This is a genomic window from Streptomyces sp. CNS606 (assembly GCF_000426325.1).
On record NZ_AUFD01000030.1, the window covers coordinates 1 to 22,395 of the forward strand.

Below are 22,395 nucleotides of genomic sequence, written 5' to 3' on the forward strand. Positions count from 1 at the left end.
CCCGACCGTCCCCCCCCCACCCCGACGAGACAGCAGCGAAGACCAGGAGAGAACGTGAGCGGCAAGGGCGCACCCGAACTGACCGTCAGGAACTGCGGCGACCTCCGCGTCGCCGTGATCGCGGCGCAGTGGCACGAGAAGATCATGGACGGCCTGGTCGAGGGTGCCCTGCGGGCCCTGCGTGAGCTCGGCATCGACGAGCCCACCCTGCTGCGCGTCCCCGGCAGCTTCGAACTGCCCGTCGTCGCCAAGGTGCTGGCCGGCCGCGGGTACGACGCCGTCGTCGCCCTCGGCGTCGTCGTCCGCGGCGGCACCCCGCACTTCGACTACGTGTGCCAGGGTGTCACCCACGGCCTCACCCAGGTTTCCGTGGACACCGGCGTCCCCGTCGGCTTCGGCGTGCTCACCTGCGACACCGAGGAGCAGGCCCTGGACCGGGCCGGGCTGCCCGGCTCGAGCGAGGACAAGGGCCACGAGGCTGTCACCGCCGCCGTCGCCACCGCCACCACCCTGCGCACCGTCGCCGAACCCTGGCGCTGACCGCTGAACCGGGACGCCGCCCACATCGCGGAACCCGGCGCAGGCCACGCACCGCGACCACGTAGGGTGAGAGCACCATGGCGAACAAGACATTCGAGGAGCTCTTCACCGAGCTCCAGCAGAAGGCCGCCGACGGCGACCCGATCACCTCCCGCACCGCCGAACTGGTGAGCCAGGGCGTGCACGCGATCGGCAAGAAGGTCGTCGAGGAGGCCGCCGAGGTGTGGATGGCCGCCGAGTACGAGGGCGAGGACCGCACCGCCGAGGAGATCTCCCAGCTCCTCTACCACCTGCAGGTCATGATGATCGCCCGCGGCGTCACCCTCGACGACGTATACGCTCGCCTGTGAGCGCGTCCCCGCACCACCGGTGAACGCCCGCACCACCCGCACACCACCACGTGAAGGAAGCCCGTTCATGCTGCGCATCGCCGTCCCCAACAAGGGTTCACTCGCCGAGCCTGCGTCGGAGATGCTCCATGAGGCGGGCTACCGGCAGCGCAGGGACCGCCGGGAACTCGTGCTCGTCGACAACGACAACGAGGTCGAGTTCTTCTTCCTCCGCCCCCGCGACATCGCCGTCTACGTGGGCTCCGGGAAGCTCGACATCGGCATCACCGGCCGGGACCTGCTGCTGGACTCCGGCTCCGAGGCCGAGGAGATCATGCAGCTCGGCTTCGCCGGCTCCACCTTCCGCTACGCCACCCGCCCCGGCACCGCCAAGGACGTCCGCGACTTCGGCGGCATGACGGTGGCCACCTCCTTCGCCGGGCTGGTCACCCGCCACCTCGCCGACAACGACGTGGACGCCTCCGTCGTCCGTCTCGACGGCGCCGTGGAGACGGCCATCCAGCTCGGTGTCGCCGAGATCATCGCCGACGTCGTGGAGACCGGCACCACCCTCCGCAACGCCGGCCTGGAGATCATCAGCGAGCCCATCCTGCACTCGGAGGCCGTCGTCATCCGGCGCGCCGGGGAGACCGCCGAGGACCCGGCCCGCGAGGACCCCAAGGTCGCCCAGTTCCTGCGCCGCATGCAGGGCGTCCTCGTCGCCCGCCGCTACGTGATGATGGACTACGACATCCGCGCCGAACGGCTGGAGGAGGCCGTCGCCCTCACCCCCGGCCTGGAGTCGCCGACCGTCTCCCCGTTGCACGACCAGGGCTGGGTCGCGGTCCGCTCCATGGTGCGCACCGAGGAGGCCCAGCGGATCATGGACGACCTGTACGAGCTCGGCGCCCGCGCCATCCTGACCACCGGCATCCACGCCTGCCGCATCTGACCGCCCGTGCGACCCGTGGGACGCACGGGGAGGCCGGCACGCAGGACCAGAAGGAACTCCCGAGGGAACCAAGGAACGGACCGCACGTGACCCCGCCGCCCGCGCTCCCCGTCACCTTCCGCCCCACCCGGACCCGGATCGTCCTCCTCGGGTCCGGGGTGCTGGCGTTCACCGCCATCACCGTCATCGCGATGGTCCTCGACACTCTCGACACGGCCGAGCGTCTCAGCTTCGTGTTCGTCGCTGCCCTCTTCCTCGGCGTCCTGGCGCTCCTCAGCCGCCCCCGCGTCACCGCCACCGAGGACGGCCTCACCGTCGTCAACCTCACCACCACCCGGCACCTGGAGTGGGCCGAGGTGCTCCGCGTCAACCTCCGGCCCGGCGACCCCTGGGTGCGCCTGGACCTCTCCGACGGCACCAGCCTTCCCGCCATGGGCATCCAGCCCGGCATCGCCCGCGATCAGGCGATCGCCGACGCCCGCGCCCTGCGCGCCCTCGCGGAGAGCCACGGCACCGGCGACGGGACGGGCGGCTCCGCTGCGCGCTGAACGACCGGCCGAGCGACGTCCGGCCGAGCGGGGCGGGTTCACCCCTGACGGTCACCCGGAAGCGGACCCTCCGGGCCCCGCCCCGACAGCACCTCGCCGTACGCCTGCATCAGGTCCGGCAGCCGGAGCGTCGCCAGGTCGTCCCGCGTCGGTGTGCCCGCGTAGCCGGAAAGCCGCAGATCGCGGTACGCGCAGCTCTTCTCGTACAGCGTCCGCAGGAACCGCCCGTTGCCCAGCTCGTCGATCCAGCCCTGGTCCACCACGTGTCCGCCGATGCTGCGCAGTTCCTCCAGCGCCTCGGCGTCCCACGCGTCGCCGTTCTCGGCCGCCAGCACCTCCCCGATGGCCGTCAGCTCCAGCGGCCGGTAGCTGGGGAAGTCCACCCGCGTGGTGAAACGGGATCCCAGCCCCGGGTTGGCCGCCAGCAGCCGGTCCATGCCCTCCGGGTAGCCGGCCAGGATCACCACCAGCCGGTCCCGGTTGTCCTCGGCCCGCTTCAGCAGCACCTGCAGCGCTTCGTCGCCGTACGCGTCGCCCTTGCTGTAGCCGCTGCCGGCCAGCGCGTACGCCTCGTCGACGAACAGCACCCCGCCCAGCGCCGAATCGATCAGCTCGTTCGCCTTCACCGCCGTCTGCCCGAGAAACTCCCCGACCAGGTCGGAGCGTTGAGCCTCCACCAGATGGTCGCCGCCCAGCAGCCCCAGCGCGTAGAACGCCCGGCCGAGTATCCGCGCCACCGTCGTCTTCCCCGTCCCCGACGGCCCCGAGAAGATGAAGTGCCGCTTCGGAGGCTGCACCGGCATGCCCTGCCGCGCACGCAGCCGTGCCATCCGCAGTTGAGCCGACAGCGCCCGCACCTGCCGTTTGACGGGCTCCAGCCCGACCATCCGCTCCAGTTCCTCCAGCGCCTGCGCCAGCAGCACCGGGTCCGCCGGACCCACCGGCCCCTGCCCGCCGCCACCGGCGGTCCGCGCCGCAGCCCGCTCCCGCGCCCAGTCGCCGTCCACCCGCACCGGCTCGGCGGGATCACCCGAATCCTCCAGCCGCAGCGCGTCCGCACCGGGGTCGTACTCCGGATCCCCGTCCGGGACGTCCAGCCCGCCGGGGAACCCCGGCAGGCCGGTGACCCCGTCCGCCCCGAAACCGTCCGGACCGTCCAGGCCACCGCCCGGGCCGCCTCCGCTCAGGCTCACCGCCGTGGCCAGCCCCACACCGTCCCCCAGCCCGTCTCCCTCCGCGATGGTCGTCAGCCGGGCCGCGGTGTCCATGAACGCCGGATCGACCCGGTGCACCGCCCGGTACAGCGGCAGCGCCGCCGCGGTCCGCCCCGTCCCCTCCCGCGCACGCGCCAGCCAGTACCGCAGCTCCTTGCGCTGCGGCTGCTCGCTGCGGCACCGCATCAGGGCGGCCGCCAGCAGCGGCTCCGCCTGCGCGTACATCTCCAGCCGCACCCGCGCCATCCCCGCGAACAACCCGGCCTCGATGCCCAGCAGCACGTCCTGCACCAGTGGTTCGGTGTGCCGCACCAGACGGTCCCAGTCCTTCGCCAGATACGCCCGGCAGGCGTGCAGGAAGCGTGCCTGCGCGTCCGCCTCCACCGGAGGACAGTCCGCCAGCGCCCGGTCGAGTTCCGCGACGTGCCGGCCGTCCAGCCAGTGGGAGGCGTGCGCCAGTAACAGATCGCGCCGCGTCTCCAGCACCGGCTGCACCCACCAGCCCAGCCAGTACCAGGAATTGAGCTGGCGGCGGTGCCGGGACCGCTGCTCCCCGAACCGCTCCCGGTGGTGGTACATGCGCAGCAGCGCCGTCGTGGTGTCGGCGCGCAGCGCGTGCAGCCCCAGCCAGCCGTCCGCCATGCCCGGGTCCAACCGCACCGCGGCCCGGAACTCCTCCTCGGCCTGCGCGTACGCCCCCATGGTGTAGGCGTCCACACCCCGCAGCCACGCGAGGTCGGCAGGCGCGCCGGGCCCCGGGAGGCCCCGGCCGCCGAAACCCGTCACATCCCCCACGAGAACCTCCACCCCCGTCCCTCGACGGCACACCGGCGGACACCGGCGCCGTTCGTGCGAACGGCCGCCCTCGCACCGGGAGTTGCGGCCGTACCCGAGAGGATTACCCGCATTTCCACGCCGTTGCGCATCGTACCTGCGCGGATTTCCCCACACTCGAACAGCGCGAGCCGTCCCGCGCCGGACTCCAGGCGCCGCACACCGCCAGCGAGAGGTGACGGAAAGTGACCAGCGGGAAGGTGCGGGGGACACCCGCGGAGACGCGCTCCGGACAGGACGAAGCCCCCGGTCACGGGGGAACAACCGGGGGCTTCGCGTCGGGGGCGGCCGCATCGGCCGCGTACGGGAAACGTAATTCCTGCGCAGCGCCCCGGTCAAGCCCGCCCGGGACCGCCGCGCGGCCCGCGTACTGCGGCTTCGTTCGCACCCTCACCCACCGTGACGCTCCGTAGCGCACGAGGCTGCCCAGCCGGTCCCGGCAGCACCTGGTATCCCCCCGGACTCTCCCGCACCAGAACATGGGCAAAGGCGTGCGACGGGTCGCTCGCGAAGTGGGCCCGTTCCGCAGCCGTCCAGTCGTCCCAGAATCCGGACAGCGCCTCCCCGTCGCGGCGGCGCCCCCGGGCCCAGGCCTCCCGTTCCGGCATGTCCGTCCACACCAGACACGCCAGCCGCGGCCTCAGCTCGCGCCGCCCGGCACCCACGCCCTCCAGCAGCACGACCTCCTCCGGCGCCGCCTCCGCCGTCCCCGCGAACTCCCGCCGCTCCCAGTCGTACACCTCCACACGCGCGGTCTCCCCACGCGAGAAGGGCGCCGTCACCTGCGCGGTGAGCCTGTCCATCCACCCGAACAGGGCCGCGTGACTGGCGAGGTCGTCCACATGCACGACCGGTGCCCCGCCCAGCGCCGCGGCGAGCCGCCCGCTCAGCGTCGACTTTCCCGACCCGGCGTGCCCGTCCACCGCCACCAGCCGCACCGGACCGCACGACGGAGGCAGCGCCCGCAGCCGACGTGCCAGCGCCCGCAGCTCTCCCTCGGCATCCATGCCGCCAGACTAGTGCTGTGGCCGGGAGGGGTTTGGCGAGCCGGTGGAGCTTTCCGGTCACAGCACGAGACACCCGCCCCGCCGCCGTGACGAGGTGCCGACGGAACGCCACCGCCACCGGTCGGCCCAATGATTCTTCCTCCGACCGGCGTGCGGCACAGGCGAATGCCTGGCAGGAACGGGCCGGGTCCGGCGATAGTTGGTCGCGCGTGCTCATCCGCCGCCCACCGCAGCGACCGACTGGGGGTCCCCCGCCCATGCACAGCAGACCAGCCACCCGCCGTACCGTGCTCACGGCGGCGGCCGTCGCCGCCGCGGCCGCGAGTGCACCCGCCGCCTTTGCCACCGGCGCCCCGGCGCACACCCCCGCCGCCACCGGCGTCCGCCCGCGCGCCCGCAGGGGAGACGACCTCATCGACTACCACGCCTGGACCTCCTACCGGGACTTCCGCAGCGGCGACTGCTCCGGCACCCGCCCGCTCCCCGGCGCCCGGCCCGGACTCGTCCTCGCCAACCCGGCCGGCACCGTGGACTACACCGACCCGCACACCGGCCGCACCAACGCCTGGGAGTACGCCACCTGGACCTCCCCCCTCCACACCCCGCGCGTCCCCGCCGGCGAGGTCATCGCCTCCTGGAACGCCGACACCCCCGGCGGCACGTGGGTGCGCACCGAACTCCAGGGCACCTACTCCGACGGCACCCGCACCCCCTGGTACACCATGGGGATCTGGACCGCCGGCGACGGCGACGACGTGCCCCGCCGCACCTCGGTCGACGACCAGAGCGACGGCAAGAGCGACATCTGGACCGACACCTTCTCCATCTCCGACCTCGGCAGCGGGCTGCGCCTCACCTCCTACCGGCTGCGCGCCACCCTTTACCGCGCCCCCGGCGGCGACGCCACGCCCACGGTGCGGCGCCTCGGCGCCATGGCCTCCGACGTGCCCGAACGCTTCGAGGTCCCGGCCACCCGCCCGGGCGTCGCACGCGGCGTCGAACTCGAGGTCCCGCGCTACTCGCAGAACATCCACGAAGGCCAGTACCCCCAGTACGACGGCGGGGGAGAGGCGTGGTGCAGCCCCACCTCCTCTCAGATGATCATCGAGTACTGGGGACGGAAGCCCACCGAGGAAGACCTGGCGTGGGTCGACCCCGACTACCAGGACCCGCAGGTCTGTCACGCCGCCCGCATGACCTACGACTACGCCTACGAGGGCTGCGGCAACTGGCCGTTCAACGCCGCGTACGCCGCGACGTACCGCCGGATGCAGGCCGTCGTGACCCGCTGCACCTCCCTGCACGACGCCGAACGCCTGATCGCCGCGGGCATCCCGCTGATCACCTCGCAGTCCTTCATCGAGTCCGAACTCGACGGCGCCGGCTACGGCACCGCCGGCCACCTGATGACCATCGTCGGCTTCACCCAGAACGGCGACGTCATCGCGAACGACCCCGCCTCCTCCGACAACCCGTCGGTCCGCAACATCTACAAGCGACGCCAGTTCGAGAACATCTGGCTGCGCACCAAGCGCTACAACGAGGAGGGCGAGGTCCGCAGCGGCACCGGCGGCGTCTGCTACGTCTACTTCCCGACCCGTCCCACCGGCAGGCAGCGCCGCGTCCTGCGCGACCTCGGCATCCGCTGACCACGCCGCCGGCCGGGCGCAGCGGCTGCAAACGCCCTGCGACCGGCCGGCGTGACGACGTGGTGCGGAGCGGCGCCGGGAAGGGGAGGCCGGAACTCGGCGGCAGCGTGTGTCCCGGTGTCCGCCTCCGCGGAGGAAGCCCGTGGGCGACCACCGTGGTGGCGCCCGGCGGTCGTCTACGCGGCGTCCGCGTAGCACTCGACCACCGCCACGCCGAAGGGAAAGCGCACCGGCGTCGTACCGAAGACGACCTCCCCGGCCCGCGCGCCCGCCCGCCGCACCGCCTCCGCCGCGGCGGGGGCCTCCTCGGCCGGGCAGTGCACGATCACCTCGTCGTGCTGGAAGAAGACCAGCTCCGCCCGCATACCGACCAGCTCCTGACGGAGCGTCGCCAGCATCACCACCGCCCAGTCCGCGGCGCTGCCCTGCACCACGAAGTTGCGGGTGAAGCGGCCCCGGGCGCGGGCGGCCGGGGTGCCGCCCCCGGTACCGTCCCCTCCGGACTCCTCGCCGAGCGTGTGGCCGTCAGCCCCCGGCGGCGGGCACGTGCGCCCCAGCCAGGTGCGGACCAGGCGGCCCTCCTCACCCGCCCGCGCGGCCGCGTCCACGTAGCCGACCGCGGCCGGGAACCGTCGGCGCAGCGCCGCCAGATGACGCAACCCGTCACCGCTCGTCTGCCCGTAGACCGCGCCCAGCAGGGCCAGTTTGGCCTGCTCACGGTCGCCGGAGAACCCGTGCTCGGACAGCACCGCGTACAGGTCGCGGCCGCTGGCCGCCACCTCCATCAGCCCCGGGTCGCGGGAGACGGCCGCCAGCACCCGGGGCTCCATCTGGCCGGCGTCCGCCACGACGAGTCGCCAGCCCGGCTCGGCCCGCACCGCGCGCCGCACCACCTTCGGGATCTGCAGCGCACCGCCCCCGTTGGTCGTCCAGCGGCCGGTGGCCGTGCCGCCGGGCTGGTATTCGGCACGGAACCGGCCGTCCCGCACCCAGCTGCGCAACCACGTCCAGCCGTGCGCGGTGTAGAGGCGGTACAGCTTCTTGTACCGCAGCAGCGGCTCCACCGCCGGATGGTCCACGCGGCGCAGCTCCCAGGCGCGGGTGGAGGTGAGGCGTATCCCGGCCCGGCCGAAGGCCCGCACGACGTCCGCCGGCAGGTCGGGCCGGACCCGTTCGCCCGGCCCGAACGCCCGCGAGACCTCCTCCGCCAGCTCCGCCAGCCGGCGGGGCTCGCCGCCGCCGGCGTACCGCTCGCCCAGCAGCTCCGTCAGCAGCGCCCGGTGCGCCTCGGCGGACCAGGGCACCCCCGCCCGTGACATCTCGGCGGCGACCAGACCCGCCGCCGACTCGCCCGCCAGCAGCAGTCGCATACGGCCCGGATGCGCCGTCCGTCCGGCCCGCTCCGTCTGCGCCGCGTACACCTGCAGCAGGGCGCGCAGCGGGTCCGCCTCGTCCGGGAGCGGCGTGGGGCCCGTCTCGAACAGCGACGGCTGCGGATCGCCGTCCCGTACCCGGGGCGGCGGATCGTCCGGCACCGGCAGCCCGTGCAGCCGCGCCCATGCCGCGGGCAGCGAATGCGGCTCCCCGCCGTGGCCCTCGTAGCCGTGCAGCAGCCCCTCGGCGGCCTCCACGTCGTACGCCCGCTCCACCCGCACGCCGGCCGCGAGCAGCCGCGGGTACACGCCGGCCGTGGCCCGCCACACCCACCGTCCGACCCCGGGCCGGGCCCGCACCGCGGCCACCGCGGAGCTCTCCTCGCACACCGGGCCCGCCGGGATGCCCCCGGCGTCCAGCGGGCAGACCAGGGCGCGCCCCTCCCGGGTCTCGGCCAGCGCCCAGCGGACCGCGGAGGGCCCGCGGTCCTGCTCCGCCCCGTCACCACCCGTCACACCGGACATGAACGGCGAGTCTGGCATGCGGCACCGACAATCCCGTCACGACTGCGGAGCCGGGGCCGTCCGCAAGTGACGCGCGCCCGCCGATCGGGCATACTCCTGAGCGCCACAGCCGCTGGTCAGCCGCCGTCGCGACCCGACGCGGCAGCATCGCGGCAGGGGCAGTGACGACCCCCGGCGACGCCGCACACCCCGGCGCCGTCGCCGCAGCGCGCGACAGAAGGAGCCGCCGCCATGCCCGAGTCCGGTCCCCAGCCGGTGGAACGCAGCCTGCCCACCGAGGAGGCCAGGGACCTGATGTCCCTGGTGCGCGAGGTCGCGCAGCGGGAGATCGCCCCGACGGTGAACGAGGACGAACTCGCGGGCCGGTTCCCGCGCGAGGTCTTCACCCTTCTCTCCCGCTCCGGCCTGCTCGGCCTGCCCTACAGCGAGGAGTACGGCGGGGGCGACCAGCCCTACGAGGTCTACCTCCAGGCTGTCGAGGAACTCGCGGCGGCCGGCCTGACCGTCGGCGTGGGCACCAGCGTGCACACCCTCGCCTGCCACGCCGTCGCCACGTTCGGCACCAAGGAACAGCGCACCAGCCACCTGCCGGACATGCTCGGCGGCGGCCTCCTCGGCGGCTACTGCCTCTCCGAACCGGCCTCCGGCTCGGACGCGGCCGCCCTGCGCACCCGCGCCGTGCGGGACGGCGACGACTGGGTCATCGACGGCACCAAGGCGTGGATCACGCACGGCGGCGTGGCCGACTTCTACACCGTCCTCGCCCGCACCGGGGGAGAGGGTGCCAAGGGCATCACCGCGTTCCTGGTTCCCGGGGACGCGCCCGGGCTGACCGCGGCCGCCCCGGAGAAGAAGATGGGCATGACCGGCTCGCCCACCGCCCAGTTGCACTTCGACGGCGTGCGGGTGCCGGACTCGCGCCGGATCGGCGAGGAGGGCCAGGGCTTCCGCATCGCGCTCGACGCCCTGGACTCCGGGCGCCTCGGCATCGCGGCCTGCGCCGTCGGCATCTCCCAGGCGGCCCTGGACGAGGCGACGGGCTACCTCCGGCAGCGGCAGCAGTTCGGGCGGCCCATCGCCGACTTCCAGGGCCTGCGGTTCATGCTCGCCGACATGGCCACCCAGATCGAGGCGGGCCGCGCCCTGTACCTGGCTGCCGCCCGGCTCCGCGACCAGGGCCGCCCGTTCTCCCGGCAGGCCGCCATGGCGAAGCTGTTCTGCAGCGACGCCGCGATGCGCGTCACCACGGACGCCGTGCAGCTCCTCGGCGGCTACGGCTACACGGTCGACTTCCCGGTGGAGCGCTTCATGCGGGACGCCAAGGTCCTCCAGATCGTGGAGGGGACCAACCAGGTGCAGCGCGTGGTGATCGCCCGCGACCTGCTGGGTCCCGAGAGCCGCTGACACGCCGGGCCCGGGAGCCACGAGCCCCGGGCCCGCCCGCGGGCGACCTCAGCACCCGCGAGCAGGGAATCCGTGCGGGCCGGGGTGCGTCGGCGGACGCGTCCCGCCGTCGGTGGCGCGCCCGGCCCGGACGCTCGGCCCGCGCGCTACGCGCGGGCGGCCGGAACGGCGCGACCCACCGGTCGCGTGCCGGGTCCACCCACGTGCGAGAACGGCTGCCGCCGCCAGTCCAGACCCGCCGGCAGCGTGAGCAGCGCCGCCAGTTCCTCCTCGTGCGCCCCCTCCGCGCCCGCCGTCGGCGCCGCATCGGCGGCCGGCCGGGCCGACCCCGGACACACCGTCAGACCGAACGGGTTCCACCGCGTCGGGCACAGTGCGTGCTGGGGAAGGGCACGCTCCTCCGCGAACAGCGCGATCGACTGCCCGCACTCCGGGCAGTCCACCCGGAAGATCTCGTATGTTTCGTCCCCCTCCTCGACGTCGCCGGCCTCGGCCTCGTCGAACCGCACCGGTTCGAGCGACTTCGCTGTGCGCATGCAATCCCCCTCGGGTGAGCAGGCCGGGCGTCTCCCCCCGGCCACCAGCGAAGCACTTCCCTCCGTGACTCCCACGTAATCTCCCCGTCCCCCAGGACGAGGGCGCACAGGTGTGGCGTTGGTCACACTCGGCGTCCGGTTGTGCACCGGCGGCTGCGCCCACTGTGCCGGAGCGTGCCCGGCGCAGTAGGTTGACCTGCTGTGGAGGAGCTGGACAGGCAGATCGTGGAATTGCTCGTCACGGACGGGCGGATGAGCTACACCGACCTGGGCAGGGCCACCGGCCTGTCCACCTCGGCGGTGCACCAGCGCGTGCGCCGTCTGGAGCAGCGCGGCGTCATCCGCGGGTACGCGGCTCTCGTCGATCCGGAGGCGGTCGGCCTGCCGCTGACCGCGTTCATCTCGGTCAAGCCGTTCGACCCCAGCGCCCCCGACGACATCGCCGACCGGCTCGCCGACGTCCCCGAGATCGAGGCCTGCCACAGCGTCGCCGGAGAGGAGAACTACATCCTCAAGGTGCGTGTCGGCACCCCGATCGAGCTCGAGCACCTGCTGGCCCGCATCCGGTCCCGCTCCGGCGTCTCCACCCGCACCACGGTGGTCCTCTCCACGCCGTACGAGGCCCGCCCGCCGCGGGTCTGACCGGTCCCGCCGTGATCGCCCCGGGCCCCACGCAGGACCCCCGGGCGCACGGCACTCCGCCGCACGGGCGAGACTGAGGCCGTACCGACCCGAACGACGCGCCGCATCCCCGGACCGGGGGCGGGGATCGAGGAACGCCGTGAACCACTCCGCGCCTCCGCGGGAAGCCGACCGTCCCCGCACCGTCCTGCTGCGCGGCGGCCGCGTGCACAGCCCGGCCGACCCCTTCGCCACGGCCATGGTCGTGGAGGGGGACCGCGTCGCCTGGGTCGGCTCCGAGGGGGCCGCAGACTCCTTCGCCGACGGCGTCGACGACGTCCTGCACCTCGAGGACGCGCTCGTCACCCCCGCGTTCACGGACGCACACGTGCACACGACGGCCACCGGGCTCGCCCTCACCGGCCTCGACCTGAGCACCGCCGCCACCCTCGCCGACGCCCTGGAGCGCGTGGCCGCCCACGCCGCGGCCCGCCGCGCCGACACGGTCCTGCTCGGCACCGGCTGGGACGCCACCGCCTGGCCCGAACAGCGCCACCCCACCCGCGCCGAACTCGACGCCGCGACCGGCGGGCGTCCCCTCTACCTCACCCGCGTCGACGTCCACTCCGCCCTGGTCACCACGGCCATGCTGGAGCTCGTGCCCGGCGTCACCGGCCTCGACGGCTACGCCCCCGACGCGCCCCTGACCGGCGCCGCCCACCATGCCGTCCGGGCCGCCGCACACGGCTCGCTGACCGAGGCTCAGCGCACCGAGGCTCAGCGCGCCGCCCTGGACCGCGCCGCGTCCCTCGGCATCGGCTCCGTCCACGAGTGCGGCGGCCCCGACATCTCCAGCGAGGACGACTTCACCGGCCTGCTCCGCCTCGCCGCCGGGAGCGACGGCCCGCGCGTCACCGGCTACTGGGCCGAACCCGTCACGTCCGCGAAGGACGCCGCGCGGGTCCGGGATCTCGGCGCCGTCGGCGCCGCCGGCGACCTGTTCGCGGACGGCTCCCTCGGCTCGCACACCGCGCACCTGCACGCCCCCTACGACGACACGCCGCACGGCCACGGCGCCGCCCACCTGGACGCGGACGCCGTCGCCGCCCACGTCGCCGCCTGCACCGAGGCCGGACTCCAGGCGGGGTTCCACGCCATCGGCGACGCCGCCCTGACCGCCGTCACGGGCGGCGTGCTGCGCGCCGCCGAACGACTCGGCGCCGACCGCGTGCGCGCCGCACGGCACCGCATCGAGCACGCCGAGATGCTGCACGAGGACCACATCGCCGCGTTCGCGGCACACGCCCTGACCGCGTCCGTCCAGCCGGCCTTCGACGCCGCCTGGGGCGGCGAACACGGCATGTACGCCCGCCGCCTGGGCACCGCGCGCGCCCGCACCCTCAACCCGTACGCCGCGCTGCTCCGCGCCGGCGTTCCCCTCGCCCTGGGATCCGACAGCCCCGTCACGCCGCTCGACCCCTGGGGAACCGTCCGCGCCGCGGCCTTCCACCGCACCGCCGAGCACCGCATCTCCGCCCGCGCCGCGTTCGCCGCCCACACCCGCGGCGGCTGGCGCGCCACCCGACGCGACGACGCCGGCACCCTCGTGGCCGGCGCTCCCGCGGACTACGCCGTGTGGCGCACGGGTGAACTCGTCGTCCAGGCCCCCGACACCCGGGTCGCGAACTGGTCCACTGACCCGCGCTCCGGCACCCCCGGTCTGCCCGACCTCACCCCGGGCGTCCCGCTTCCCGTCTGCCTGCGCACCGCCGTGGCCGGCCGCACCGTGTACACGCGTCCGAACGAGTGAAGGGCGGGCGCCCGATACCGCCGAACGGCGCCCCCGAAGCCCCCGGCAGGCCCGTGGAGACCCGGCACCCACCTGGTGCGACGGCGAAACGCCGCAGGCCGGGGGGATGTTGACACACCGCGCATCCCGCCCGGTAGGTTCGGCCGAGTCCACCACAGGACGTCCGACCGGGGATCCTGCACACGGTCCCCGAGCGCCGCTGGGCCATGGGGTGGTGCGTCGCACCGGCACACCACCACTGGGAGCCAGGTCCAGCGTTCGCAGCCCGGGGGCGGAAGGTTTCGCCTGGTCGGCAGGTGTGACCCGGGTGGGGCCCGGGCGCTCAGTAGACAACGGCTCTCGGTCGACCCGCAGCCAGCGGGCCCCAGGTCGGCCCGAAGGGCGCCGGGCCCCCATCCGCAGCCTCCGCACGTCCCCACCCGCGGCCCCGCGACGCGCCCCCTTCGATGTACCGTCGGGTCACATCGAGAACCCCACGACCACGAGGGAAGACGCGACCGTGCCATCGGGCCCCGACACCACCGAAGACACCGCCCGGAGCGGGCCCGCCGAGCCGCCCCCCGGCCGCCGCCCCGGGGCCACGCACCCTCCCTCCGGCCCGGCGCCCTCCTCCGCCGCGGAGAGGCCCGCCGGAACAGCCGCCCCCGGCTCCGCCGGACCTCCCGCGTCCGGCCCGCGCCCCGGGAGGCTGCACCGCGCCGGCGTCCTCGTCCGGCGCGAGGCCCTCCGCACGGCGGCCGCGCTGCTCGCCGGCCTCGCCCTGGCCCTGGCCTTCCCGCCGTACGACCTGTGGCCGCTCTCGCTGGTCGCCGTCGGCGCCCTCGCCGTCCTCACCCACCGCCGTACGGCCCGCCAGGGCGCCTGGACCGGACTGGTCCTAGGCATCGCCTTCTTCGTCGGCCTGCTGAAGTGGCTGAGCGTCATCGGCTGGGACGCCGTCCTCGGGCTGTCCTTCCTCCAGGCGCTCTTCCTCGCCGCGCTCGGCGCCGGCCTCGCCCTCACCTCCCGCCTCCCCGCCTGGCCCCTGTGGGCGGGCTGCCTGTGGGTGGCGGAGGAATGGGCCCGCGACCGGGTGCCCTTCGGCGGTTTCCCCTGGGGCCGTCTCGCCTTCGCCAACACCGGCTCGCCCTACACGCCGCTGGCCGCGCTCGGGGGAGCCCCGCTCGTCACGTTCGCGGTCGCGCTGGCCGGCTCCCTTCTCGCCGCCGCCGCCCTCGGGGCCTGGCGCCTGCGCCGCACCGCCGCCCCCGTCCGCACCGCCGCACCGGCAGACCGGGCCCCCGCACCGGACGCCGCACCGGCCGGCTCCCGCCGCCGCGCCGCTCTCCAGTCCGCCGCCGCGTGCGCCCTCGCGGCGCTCCTCACCGCCGCCGGCTACGCCGTCCCGGTCCCCACCAAGGCCGCCGACACCGTCGACATCGCCGTGGTCCAGGGCGACGTCCAGCAGCCGGGAATGGACTTCCTCGGCCGCCCCATGCTCATCCTCGACAACCACGTCGAGGCCACCCTGAAGCTCGCCGACCGCATCGACAAGGGCGAGGTGGACCGTCCCGACCTGGTGATCTGGCCGGAGAACGCCTCCGACCTGGACCCCCACCAGCACCGCGCGGCCTACGACCGCATCGACGAGGCCGCCGACGCGGTCGGCGTCCCCATCCTCGTCGGCGCCCTGGTCGACCACCCGACTCAGGAGGGCTACGTCGAGAACCAGGGCATCGTCTGGGACCCGCGGACCGGCCCCGGAGCCTCCTACACCAAGCAGCACCCCGTGCCGTTCGGCGAGTACGTGCCCTTCCGCGACGTGCTGAGCACGGTCATCACCCGCCTCCAGCGCGTCCCCCGCGACTTCTGGCCCGGCGACCACACCGGCGTCCTCCAGGTGGGGCCCGCCCGCCTCGGCGACGTCATCTGCTTCGAGATCGCCTACGACGAGATCGTCCGCGACACCGTCGACGACGGTGCCCGCGCCCTGGTCGTGCAGACCAACAACGCCACCTACGGCCGCACCGGCCAGCCCGAGCAGCAGCTGGCCATGTCCAAGCTGCGTTCCGTCGAACACGGCCGGGCCATCGTGACCGCCGCCACCAGCGGCATCAGCGCGATCGTCGCCCCGGACGGCACCGTCGAGCAGCGCACCGAGGAGTTCACCCAGGACGTGCTGCTGGCCGAACTCCCCCTGCGCGACGACATCACGCTCGCGGACCGTGTGGGCGCGGCACCCGAATGGGCACTCGCTATCGTGGGCCTCCTGTCCTGCGCGTGGGCGCTCGTCCTCCGCCGCCGGACACGCGGCACGGCACGCCTGGCGGAGGGACGGCAGCAGTGACACACGGCGGACAGCGGAGCTACGGCCCCCTGGGGGACGTGCTCGTGATCATTCCCACCTACAACGAGGCCGACAACGTCGCGCCCGTGGTGGAACGCGTGCGTGAGGCCGTGCCCGGGGCGCATGTCCTGGTCGCCGACGACAACAGCCCCGACGGCACCGGCAAGCTCGCCGACGAACTCGCGGCCTCCGACGACCACGTGCACGTGCTGCACCGGCGCGGCAAGGAGGGGCTCGGAGCGGCCTACCTCGCCGGATTCCGCTGGGGTCTGGAACGCGGCTACGGCGTGCTGGTCGAGATGGACGCCGACGGCTCCCACCAGCCCGAGGAACTGCCGCGCCTGCTGCACGCCCTCAAGGGCGCGGACCTGGTCCTCGGCTCCCGCTGGGTGCCCGGCGGACGCGTCGTCAACTGGCCCCGCACCCGGGAGTTCCTCTCCCGCGGCGGCAGCCTCTACTCCCGCGCCCTGCTGGACGTCCCGATCCGGGACGTCACCGGCGGCTATCGCGCGTTCCGCGCCGAGACGCTGCGCGGCCTGACCATGGACGCCGTCGCCTCCCAGGGGTACTGCTTCCAGGTCGACCTCGCCCATCGTGCCGTCCGCGCCGGCTACCACGTCGTCGAGGTGCCCATCACCTTCGTCGAGCGCGAACGCGGCGACTCCAAGATGAGCCGCGACATCGTCGCCGAAGCCTTGTGGCGCGTCACCGCCTGGGGTGTCGAGGGCAGGGTGAAGCGCGCTCTCGGCCGCAGGCACACTTGAGACATGAGCAACGGCGCACCGTACCCGTTTGAGCCACCGCCCCGTGACCGCCACGAGGCCCCACAGGAGGGCACCGGCCGTCCCGGCGGCCCGGACGGCGGGGGGCGGACGGCCCGGCGCCGCTCCCCGGCCCGCACCCTGACCCCGCTGATCGTCGCGGCCTGGGCGGTGCTGGAGATCTGGCTGCTCACCGTCGTCGCCGACGCGGCCGGCGGCCTCACCGTCCTGCTGCTGCTCGCAGGCGGCTTCGTGCTCGGCGCGCTGGTGGTGCGCCGGGCGGGGCGGCGGGCCTGGCGGCAGCTGTCCGCGGCCTTCGCCACGCCCGGCGGGCCCGGGGAGGCCCGGGAGGGGGCGGGGCCCCGCGGCGGCAACACCTTCGCGATGCTCGGCGGCCTGCTGCTGATGGTGCCGGGACTGGTTTCCGACGCCGCCGCCCTGCTGTGCCTCTTCCCGCCGACCGCGAGGCTGCTGCGCCGGGGCGCGGAGCGACGGCTGTCGGGCCTGGCCGGCGGCGATCTGGGCGACGCGATGCGGCAGGCGCGCAGCGCACAGGAACAGGCCCGCATGCACCGCCCGGACGGACGGATCGTGCAGGGCGAGGTCCTCCGCGACGACGACGGCCCCCCGGCGCGCTGACCCGCTCCCGCGTGCGGCGGCCTACGGTCGTCGCACGCGTCGCCGGCGAGCTGCGCGACCAGGGGCGCGGCACCCGGCACCCCGCGACCGGTGGAGAGCGGACACGAAGCGGACACGACAGCGGGCAGGGGCGGGCCGCACCGTGAAGGTGCGGCCCGCCCCTGCCCGTGCGCGTGCCGCCTGGGCTCAGGCGGACTTGCGCTTGCTGTCGCGCGGATGCACGGCGATGTTCATGGTGCCGGAGCGCAGGACGGCCAGCCGTTCGGCCAGCACCTCCTCCAGCTCCTCGCGCGTGCGGCGCTCCATGAGCATGTCCCAGTGCGTACGTGCCGGCTTGCCCTTCTTCTCCTCGGGCCCGTCACCGTCGACCAGGAGTGCCTGTGCTCCGCACACCTTGCACTCCCACTCCGGCGGGATCTCGGCCTCAACCGAGAACGGCATCTCGAAACGATGGCCGTTCTGGCATGCGTACTCCACGGCCTGGCGCGGTGCCAGGTCGATACCGCGGTCCGTCTCGTAGCTGGTCACCACGAGTCGCGTGCCGCGAAGAGCTCGCTCACTCATGAATCGTGCCTCCCGGGCTGGTCGCCCACAGGACAGGTGTCGCTGTCGTCGTCATCGAAGTCAACGTCTCGTCGGCGGTGAAGATTCCCGTAAGGGGACATGCGTCGCCCGTCGTGCCGCGTCGAATGTTGCGATACCCGCCGACGCCCGGTTTGTCACATGTGACAGAGGTTGTCACCCGGCGTTGCTCGCCACGGTGTATGCGGTCACGGTCCATCCGGCGGGCCAAGGGCGTACACTACCGCCCCGCACCGCCCCGGGCTAAATCCGGTCCGGTTCCGGGTTGCCCACCGCGGCCGCCGCCCGCGCCACCGGCACCCGTGCCAGCAGGACGAAGCCCAGCACGAAGAAGACCACCAGCGAGATGATCGCGTCCCGGTAGCTGCCGGTCAGCTGGTATGTCAGCCCGAAGAGCAGCGGACCGAGCCAGCTGGTGCCACGGTCGCTGATCTCGTACAGGGCGAAGTACTCCGCTTCCTTGCCCTTCGGGATCAGCTGGGCGAACAGCGAGCGCGACAGCGCCTGGCTTCCCCCGAGTACCAGGCCGATCGCCGCCGCCAGCGCGAAGAACCACACCGGCGCCCCGGCGGGCAGGAACCAGCCCGCCCCCACGGTGGCCGTCCACGCCACCAGCGACCCCAGGATCGTCCGCTTGGCGCCGTACCGCTGGGCCAGCCGGCCCATCAGCAGCGCCCCGGCCACGGCGAGCACCTGCACCAGCAGCACGGCGGCGATGAGCGTCGTCTGCTCCATGCCGAGCTCCTCCGCCCCGAACACCGACGCCTGGGTGATCACCGTCTGCACCCCGTCGTTGTAGAGCAGGTAGGCGCCCAGGAAGAGCAGCGTCAACGGGTACCGCCGCAGGTCCCGCAGCGTCGCCAGCAGCTGCCGTCCGCCGCCGCCCAGCGAGATCCGGCGACCGCCCCCCGCACCCGTCACCGGCCGTTCCCGCAGCCGGCGCAGCGGCACCAGCGTGAACAGCCCCCACCACAGGCCGGCCGAGGCGAGGCAGATCCGCACCGCCGTTCCCTCGTCCACACCCAGCGACTCGTGCCCCAGGAAGACCGCCAGGTTCGCCACCAGGACCAGTGCCCCCGCGGCGTAGCCGAACGCCCAGCCGCGCGAGGACACCTTGTCCCGCTCGTGCGGCAGCGCGATCTGCGGCAGGAACGCGTGATAGACCACCACCGCCGCGCCGAACGCCACGTTCGCGAGGATCAGCAGCGCCCCGCCCAGCAGATACCTGTCGCCGGACAGGAAGAACATCCCCGTGGTCGCGCCCGCTCCCAGGTAGGCGAAGAAGCCCAGGATCGGCTTCTTCCTCCCCGTACGGTCCGCCAGCGCGGCGGCCACCGGCATCACCAGCACCGACAGCAGCACCGACGCCGACACCGAGTAGGCGAAGAAGGAGCCCGCGCGCACCGGAATGCCCAGCGGGTGCACGAAGCCCTCGGGGTCCGCCGCGGCCTTCGCCACCTCGGTCAGGTACGGGCCGAGGAACACCGTGAGCACGCTGGTGGAGAAGACCGAGTTCGCCCAGTCGTAGAAGTACCAGCCCCGCTGTTCCCGGCGGCGCTCGGCCGCACCGCCCTCCGCCGCCCGCTCCGCGACCGCGTCCATCCGGATACCTCGTCCCCTCCACGCCGGCCCCCGCCGCCTCGACAGGGGGGACGTCCCGTCGCGCGGCGCCGCGGTCAGCCCTGCCAGGCCCCCCGCTCGGTCAGCACCTCACGCAACAGTTCGATGTGATCGGTCATGATGCCATCCACGCCCAGATCCAGCAGCGCCCGCATCGTGTCCGCGTCGTTCACGGTCCACACGTGCACCTGCATCCCCAGCCGGTGGGCCGCCCGCACGAACGCCGCGTCCACCACCCGGACCCCGTGCCGCACGGGCACCTGCACGCACACCGCACCGCGTCGCACCGAGAGTGGCAGGCCCCACGAGCGCAGCCGCAGCCCCAGCACCCCCCGCGTCCCCAGCGACGTCGCCAGCCGCGGACCCGCCAGCTCCTGCGCCCGCGCCACCCGGCGTTCGTCGAACGCGCCGACGCACACCCGGTCCCAGGCGTCCGCCGCCTCCAGCTCCGCAAGCAGCGGGGCGAGCGCGGCGTCCGCCTTGACGTCGATGTTCCACCGTGCGCGGGGGAACGTCTCCAGCAGGTCGGAGAACAGCGGCACCGGTTCCTTCCCCGCGACCCGCACCCGCCGCACCTCCTCCCACGTCAGGTCCGCGATCCGACCCCGGCCGTCGGTGACCCGGTCCAGGGTGTCGTCGTGGAAGGCGACCAGGCGGCCGTCCGCGGTCGCGTGCACGTCCGTCTCCAGGTAGCGGTATCCCAGGTCCACCGCCCGCCGGAACGCGGTCACGGTGTTCTCCAGGCCCTCGGCGGCCCCGCCGCGGTGGGCGAAGGCCAGGGGCAGCGGACGGTCCAGGAAGGGGTGTCGTATCGCGGTCACCGACGCAGTATCGCGCGCACCCCGCGCGGACCGTCCGCCGCCCCGCGCGGGTCCGCTGCCGCCACCCGGCTCCGCCCGCCGTCCGGGGCCGGCACCGCGAAGACGCGCAGGAAGACCTGTGCGAGGGGCCCGATCGCCAGCGCGTAGAGCACGGTGCCCGCGCCCACCGCACCGCCCAGCAGCCACCCGGTGGCCAGCACCGCCACCTCGATGCCGGTACGCACCAGCCGCACCGACATCCCGGTCCGGGCGTGCAGGCCGGTCATCAGCCCGTCCCGCGGGCCCGGCCCGAACCGCGCCGAGATGTACAGACCGGTCGCCACGCCGTTCAGCGCCACCGCGCCCACCAGCAGCGGAATCCGCACCGCGAGCGCCGCCGGCTCCGGGCTCAGCCACAACGTCGCGTCCATCGCCAGCCCGACCACGAACACGTTCGACACCGTGCCGAGCCCGGGCCGCTGCCGCAGCGGCACCCACAGCAGCAGCACCACCGCACCCACGATCACCGACACGATGCCGATGGACATCCCCGACAGCTCCGCAACGCCCTGGTGCAGCACGTCCCAGGGCCCCAGGCCCAGTTCGGCCCGCACCATCCACGCGGCGCTGGCGCCGTAGAGCACCAGGCCCACGTACAGCTGCACCAACCGGCGCGTGAGACGACGTCCCGACCCGGGGGAGACGGACACGGGGAACCCCTTTCTGGCGACCATGGACCGACCGTGGCAGCATGTGGCCTGGAAGGCCGAGAAAAACACGGCCAATCAACGACGAGTGGACTGGAATCCGGATGGCTCCCTGGACATCGGCGGTGGGTGCGCCGCAGCTCGCCCGCCTCCTCACCTCCCAGCACACCGGCGCCTCCGGCCGCACCGGCGCCGCTCGGCCCGCCTACCGGCGCCTGTGCGACGGCATCCGCATCCTCGTCCTCGAAGGCCGCGTGCCCGTCGGAGCGCGCCTCCCCGCCGAACGCGAACTCGCCGCCGCGCTGAAGGTCTCCCGCACCACCGTCGCCACCGCCTACGAGGCCCTGCGCGCCGAGGGCTACCTCGCCTCCCGGCGCGGCGCCGGAAGCTGGACCGCCCTGCCCGAGGGAAGCCCGCTGCCCACCGGTGGCCTCGAACCCCTCCCACCCGAAGCCGCCGACACCATGATCGACCTCGGCTGCGCCGCCCTCCCCGCCCCCGAACCCCACCTCACCGCCGCCTTCGAACACGCCCTGACCGAACTCCCGCCCTACACCCACACGCACGGCGACTACCCGGCCGGTCTGCCCGTGCTCCGCGAGGCCGTCGCCCGCCACTACACCGCGCGCGGCGTCGCCACCATGCCCGAACAGATCATGATCACCACCGGGGCGATGGGCGCCCTCGCCGCCCTCACCCGCCTCTTCACCCCCCGCGGGGAACGCGTCGCGGTCGAACACCCCTCCTACGCCAACATCCTCCAGCTCCTCCGTGAATCAGGCGTGCGCCTGGTGCCCGTCGCCCTGTCCGACCGCCGCCCCGGCTGGGACCTGACCGCCTGGCGCCAGGTGCTCCGCGACTCCGCACCCCGCATGGCCTACGTCATCCCCGACTTCCAGAACCCCACCGGCGTCCTCGTCGACGACGAGCAGCGCCGGGACCTGGTCGCCGCCGCGCGGGCCGCCGGCACCCTTCTGGTCGCCGACGAGACCATGGCCGAACTCACCCTCGACGACGTGCCGGCGCAGCGGCCGGTCGCCGCCTTCGACACCGGCGGCTCCACCGTCGTCACCGTCGGCTCCGTCAGCAAGACCATCTGGGCCGGGCTGCGCATCGGCTGGATCCGCGCCGCACCGGAGACCGTACGGAGCCTGACCGCCGCCCGCGCCTACGCCGACCTGGGCAGCCCGGTCCTGGAACAGCTCGCGGTCGCCCACCTGCTGGACACCGACTGGGAGCCTGCGATGCGGCTGCGACGCGACCGCGCCCGGGAGAACCGCGACGCCGTCACCGGCGCCCTCCGGCAGCACCTGCCCGACTGGGAGTTCGCCCTGCCCCACGGTGGCCTGACCCTCTGGGCGCGAACCGGCGGCCTCTCCGGCTCGCGCATCGCCGAGGCCGGCGAACGCCTCGGCGTGCGCGTCCCGGCCGGCACCCGGTTCGGCGTGGACGGCGCGTTCGAGGCGTACGTACGGCTGCCGTTCACCCTCGCCGACCCGCTGGCCACCGAAGCGGTCGCCCGGCTGGCCGCCGCCGCGGACCTGGTGCGCTCCGGAGCCGTCGGCGGCAGCCCCACTCCGCGCAGCTACGTCGCCTGACCCGCCCCCGCCCGGCCCGG

The 22,395-nt window shown here is 74.2% G+C and carries 20 protein-coding genes; 12 read left to right on the forward strand and 8 right to left on the reverse strand.

Features of this window, described 5'->3' with window-relative positions; translation table 11 throughout:
• Nucleotides 1-54: 54 nt before the first annotated feature.
• The 4 genes from ribH to K304_RS0118705 all read left to right on the forward strand — a co-directional run bounded on the left by ribH (nucleotide 55) and on the right by K304_RS0118705 (nucleotide 2,369).
• Complete coding sequence (gene ribH / locus K304_RS0118690; RefSeq protein ID WP_027764995.1) at nucleotides 55-540, forward strand: 6,7-dimethyl-8-ribityllumazine synthase; 486 nt, start codon at nucleotides 55-57, stop codon at nucleotides 538-540.
• Between the two features lie 77 nt (nucleotides 541-617).
• Nucleotides 618-890, forward strand: a complete 273-nt coding sequence (locus K304_RS0118695; protein ID WP_027764996.1) for a phosphoribosyl-ATP diphosphatase — start codon at nucleotides 618-620, stop codon at nucleotides 888-890.
• A 67-nt stretch (nucleotides 891-957) separates the two neighbouring features.
• Nucleotides 958-1,821, forward strand: a complete 864-nt coding sequence (gene hisG, locus K304_RS0118700) for an ATP phosphoribosyltransferase (RefSeq protein WP_027764997.1) — start codon at nucleotides 958-960, stop codon at nucleotides 1,819-1,821.
• Nucleotides 1,822-1,907: 86 nt separating this feature from the next.
• Nucleotides 1,908-2,369 (forward strand): PH domain-containing protein, encoded by a 462-nt coding sequence (locus K304_RS0118705; RefSeq protein WP_027764998.1) that lies wholly within the window; start codon nucleotides 1,908-1,910, stop codon nucleotides 2,367-2,369.
• Between the two features lie 38 nt (nucleotides 2,370-2,407).
• On the opposite strand, the gene K304_RS0118710 is transcribed toward K304_RS0118705, so the two are convergent.
• Both K304_RS0118710 and K304_RS0118715 read right to left on the reverse strand, forming a co-directional pair.
• The gene (locus tag K304_RS0118710; RefSeq protein ID WP_027764999.1) at nucleotides 2,408-4,378 is read right to left on the reverse strand and encodes an AAA family ATPase; all 1,971 of its coding nucleotides are present in this window, start codon (nucleotides 4,376-4,378) and stop codon (nucleotides 2,408-2,410) included.
• Between the two features lie 374 nt (nucleotides 4,379-4,752).
• Nucleotides 4,753-5,424, reverse strand: coding sequence for a hypothetical protein (locus tag K304_RS0118715; protein ID WP_027765000.1), 672 nt, complete (start codon nucleotides 5,422-5,424; stop codon nucleotides 4,753-4,755).
• Nucleotides 5,425-5,681: 257 nt separating this feature from the next.
• Here K304_RS0118715 and K304_RS0118720 point away from each other — a divergent pair, with 257 nt between their 5' ends.
• Nucleotides 5,682-7,073 (forward strand): C39 family peptidase, encoded by a 1,392-nt coding sequence (locus K304_RS0118720; protein WP_027765001.1) that lies wholly within the window; start codon nucleotides 5,682-5,684, stop codon nucleotides 7,071-7,073.
• Between the two features lie 176 nt (nucleotides 7,074-7,249).
• On the opposite strand, the gene K304_RS0118725 is transcribed toward K304_RS0118720, so the two are convergent.
• The gene (locus K304_RS0118725) at nucleotides 7,250-8,971 is read right to left on the reverse strand and encodes a bifunctional 3'-5' exonuclease/DNA polymerase (protein WP_051308617.1); all 1,722 of its coding nucleotides are present in this window, start codon (nucleotides 8,969-8,971) and stop codon (nucleotides 7,250-7,252) included.
• Between the two features lie 231 nt (nucleotides 8,972-9,202).
• Here K304_RS0118725 and K304_RS0118730 point away from each other — a divergent pair, with 231 nt between their 5' ends.
• The gene (locus K304_RS0118730) at nucleotides 9,203-10,375 is read left to right on the forward strand and encodes an acyl-CoA dehydrogenase family protein (RefSeq protein ID WP_027765003.1); all 1,173 of its coding nucleotides are present in this window, start codon (nucleotides 9,203-9,205) and stop codon (nucleotides 10,373-10,375) included.
• 146 nt (nucleotides 10,376-10,521) lie between these two features.
• On the opposite strand, the gene K304_RS0118735 is transcribed toward K304_RS0118730, so the two are convergent.
• The gene (locus K304_RS0118735) at nucleotides 10,522-10,911 is read right to left on the reverse strand and encodes a hypothetical protein (RefSeq protein ID WP_027765004.1); all 390 of its coding nucleotides are present in this window, start codon (nucleotides 10,909-10,911) and stop codon (nucleotides 10,522-10,524) included.
• Nucleotides 10,912-11,112: 201 nt separating this feature from the next.
• On the opposite strand from K304_RS0118735, the gene K304_RS0118740 reads away from it, so the two are divergent.
• From K304_RS0118740 to fxsA, 5 genes are all read left to right on the forward strand, one after another.
• Nucleotides 11,113-11,553, forward strand: coding sequence for an Lrp/AsnC family transcriptional regulator (locus K304_RS0118740; RefSeq protein ID WP_027765005.1), 441 nt, complete (start codon nucleotides 11,113-11,115; stop codon nucleotides 11,551-11,553).
• A gap of 238 nt (nucleotides 11,554-11,791) precedes the next feature.
• The gene (locus K304_RS0118745) at nucleotides 11,792-13,342 is read left to right on the forward strand and encodes an amidohydrolase family protein (protein ID WP_106965627.1); all 1,551 of its coding nucleotides are present in this window, start codon (nucleotides 11,792-11,794) and stop codon (nucleotides 13,340-13,342) included.
• A 499-nt stretch (nucleotides 13,343-13,841) separates the two neighbouring features.
• Nucleotides 13,842-15,668, forward strand: a complete 1,827-nt coding sequence (gene lnt / locus K304_RS29875; protein ID WP_037791060.1) for an apolipoprotein N-acyltransferase — start codon at nucleotides 13,842-13,844, stop codon at nucleotides 15,666-15,668.
• Nucleotides 15,665-16,432 carry a polyprenol monophosphomannose synthase gene (locus K304_RS0118755; RefSeq protein WP_027765007.1) on the forward strand — a complete coding sequence of 256 codons (768 nt, stop codon included), beginning with the start codon at nucleotides 15,665-15,667 and terminating at the stop codon, nucleotides 16,430-16,432. The genes lnt and K304_RS0118755 overlap by 4 nt, the downstream gene beginning before the upstream one ends.
• A 3-nt stretch (nucleotides 16,433-16,435) precedes the next feature.
• Complete coding sequence (fxsA, locus tag K304_RS29880) at nucleotides 16,436-17,068, forward strand: FxsA family membrane protein (protein WP_027765008.1); 633 nt, start codon at nucleotides 16,436-16,438, stop codon at nucleotides 17,066-17,068.
• 186 nt (nucleotides 17,069-17,254) lie between these two features.
• Here fxsA and K304_RS0118765 read toward each other — a convergent pair whose 3' ends face one another.
• From K304_RS0118765 to yczE, 4 genes are all read right to left on the reverse strand, one after another.
• Nucleotides 17,255-17,632 (reverse strand): RNA polymerase-binding protein RbpA, encoded by a 378-nt coding sequence (locus K304_RS0118765; protein ID WP_027765009.1) that lies wholly within the window; start codon nucleotides 17,630-17,632, stop codon nucleotides 17,255-17,257.
• A gap of 261 nt (nucleotides 17,633-17,893) precedes the next feature.
• Complete coding sequence (locus K304_RS0118770) at nucleotides 17,894-19,252, reverse strand: MFS transporter (protein WP_027765010.1); 1,359 nt, start codon at nucleotides 19,250-19,252, stop codon at nucleotides 17,894-17,896.
• A gap of 74 nt (nucleotides 19,253-19,326) precedes the next feature.
• Nucleotides 19,327-20,091, reverse strand: coding sequence for a glycerophosphodiester phosphodiesterase family protein (locus K304_RS33675; RefSeq protein ID WP_027765011.1), 765 nt, complete (start codon nucleotides 20,089-20,091; stop codon nucleotides 19,327-19,329).
• On the reverse strand, nucleotides 20,088-20,804 hold the full coding sequence (gene yczE / locus K304_RS33680) for a membrane protein YczE (protein WP_051308618.1): 717 nt from the start codon (nucleotides 20,802-20,804) through the stop codon (nucleotides 20,088-20,090). The genes K304_RS33675 and yczE overlap by 4 nt, the downstream gene beginning before the upstream one ends.
• Nucleotides 20,805-20,881: 77 nt before the next feature.
• Between yczE and yczR the strand changes: the two genes are divergently transcribed.
• Nucleotides 20,882-22,375: a MocR-like transcription factor YczR gene (gene yczR / locus K304_RS0118785; RefSeq protein WP_027765013.1), complete on the forward strand. Its 1,494-nt coding sequence runs from the start codon at nucleotides 20,882-20,884 to the stop codon at nucleotides 22,373-22,375.
• Nucleotides 22,376-22,395 lie beyond the last annotated feature (20 nt).

Bases quoted from the DNA above. Each gene is read 5' to 3' on its own strand.
- K304_RS0118695 (WP_027764996.1), top strand. From the start codon at position 618: ATGGCGAACAAGACATTCGAGGAGCTCTTCACCGAGCTCCAGCAGAAG.
- hisG (WP_027764997.1), top strand. From the start codon at position 958: ATGCTGCGCATCGCCGTCCCCAACAAGGGTTCACTCGCCGAGCCTGCG.
- K304_RS0118715 (WP_027765000.1), bottom strand. From the start codon at position 5,424: ATGGATGCCGAGGGAGAGCTGCGGGCGCTGGCACGTCGGCTGCGGGCG.
- K304_RS0118720 (WP_027765001.1), top strand. From the start codon at position 5,682: ATGCACAGCAGACCAGCCACCCGCCGTACCGTGCTCACGGCGGCGGCC.
- K304_RS0118725 (WP_051308617.1), bottom strand. From the start codon at position 8,971: ATGTCCGGTGTGACGGGTGGTGACGGGGCGGAGCAGGACCGCGGGCCC.
- K304_RS0118730 (WP_027765003.1), top strand. From the start codon at position 9,203: ATGCCCGAGTCCGGTCCCCAGCCGGTGGAACGCAGCCTGCCCACCGAG.
- K304_RS0118735 (WP_027765004.1), bottom strand. From the start codon at position 10,911: ATGCGCACAGCGAAGTCGCTCGAACCGGTGCGGTTCGACGAGGCCGAG.
- K304_RS0118745 (WP_106965627.1), top strand. From the start codon at position 11,792: ATGGTCGTGGAGGGGGACCGCGTCGCCTGGGTCGGCTCCGAGGGGGCC.
- fxsA (WP_027765008.1), top strand. From the start codon at position 16,436: ATGAGCAACGGCGCACCGTACCCGTTTGAGCCACCGCCCCGTGACCGC.
- K304_RS0118765 (WP_027765009.1), bottom strand. From the start codon at position 17,632: ATGAGTGAGCGAGCTCTTCGCGGCACGCGACTCGTGGTGACCAGCTAC.
- K304_RS0118770 (WP_027765010.1), bottom strand. From the start codon at position 19,252: ATGGACGCGGTCGCGGAGCGGGCGGCGGAGGGCGGTGCGGCCGAGCGC.
- yczE (WP_051308618.1), bottom strand. From the start codon at position 20,804: ATGGTCGCCAGAAAGGGGTTCCCCGTGTCCGTCTCCCCCGGGTCGGGA.
- yczR (WP_027765013.1), top strand. From the start codon at position 20,882: ATGGCTCCCTGGACATCGGCGGTGGGTGCGCCGCAGCTCGCCCGCCTC.